Origin of the sequence: Anaerovibrio sp., assembly GCF_045637405.1 — a bacterium.
GTDB lineage: Bacteria > Bacillota > Negativicutes > Selenomonadales > Selenomonadaceae > Anaerovibrio.
In genome coordinates this window covers 1-1,081 of the sequence record NZ_JAZTZI010000131.1, presented here as the reverse complement: position 1 = coordinate 1,081, position 1,081 = coordinate 1, and the positions used below count along the sequence as shown (strand labels likewise).

The following is a 1,081-nucleotide window of genomic DNA, read 5'->3' as shown; positions in this document are numbered from 1 at the left end:
CATGATATTGGTAAGTCCATTGATAACGAAGTTGAAGGTACCCATGTAACTATTGGTGCGGATATAGCTAAGAAGTATCGGGAGTCCAAGCAGGTAATCAACGCCATTGCAGCGCATCATGGTGATGAACAACCAACAACTGTGGAAGCAGTGCTGGTAGCAGCAGCGGATGCCGTATCGGCTGCTCGACCAGGGGCTCGTCGGGAAAGTCTGGAAACTTACCTCAAGCGCTTGAGCCGTTTGGAGGAAATTGCTGAAAGCTTCGCTGGAGTTGAGCGGTGCTTTGCTATTCAGGCTGGTCGCGAAATTCGTGTTATGGTTAAGCCTGATAAGGTGGACGATGTTGAGTCAGTTGCTCTGGCCCATGACATTGTCAAGAAGATTGAGGCGGAGCTGGAATATCCAGGCCAAATCAAGGCAACTATCATTCGGGAAACCCGGGTGGTAGATTATGCAAAATAATTTTTAAATACATTTTAATTGTGAAAATGATGTTGGGCTGTCCGCGCTCCGGTTGCGGCAGCCCGATTTCGCTATAATTAACCTATGTTTTTTACAGTGAGATTACGATATACTATAGTAGGAGCAAAATATTTTTGGACAAAGGGGGAAGGAAAATGGATAATGTTAAAGGAACCAACAGCGAAGCCAGTATGGACAGTATTCAGCTGGTAGCCTCGCTACTGATATGTCATCCGGAATTTTCCAAGATTACCCTGGTCTCTAAAGATAAAGCCATTATTATGGAGATATCTGTCAAGGAAGCTCCCGAACCTCAGCTCATTGAGGAAGGTGAGCAGTTCATAGTGGACAGCCTGCGGCTTTATCATGATATTGAATATATTCGGGGGGCGCAGTTTGCCTTTTTCTACAAGGATTTTACCCTCCATATCTATAGAGATTTGGCTACCTTTTCCCATGGGGAGGTGGGCCTTCTCCTCAGCCTGTTAAAGGAGAAGTTTGGCAGTATTATCCTCTCTGATGATAATCGGGATGCTGATGAGGATATGCTGGCTACCCAGGCGGAAATGATTGACCATCGTATTCGCTTTTTGAAGGAAAACCGTATTCCGGAGTCCAT

The 1,081-nt window shown here is 45.6% G+C and carries 2 protein-coding genes; both read left to right on the top strand.

The annotated features are described in order from the left end of the window. Positions 1 to 462 (top strand): HD domain-containing protein (locus ACKI5G_RS09200; protein ID WP_407399709.1); only part of this gene is annotated, 462 nt, incomplete at its 5' end. A 155-nt stretch (positions 463 to 617) separates the two neighbouring features. Further along, positions 618 to 1,081: hypothetical protein (locus ACKI5G_RS09195; protein WP_407399707.1), on the top strand; the 464-nt coding region annotated here is incomplete at its 3' end.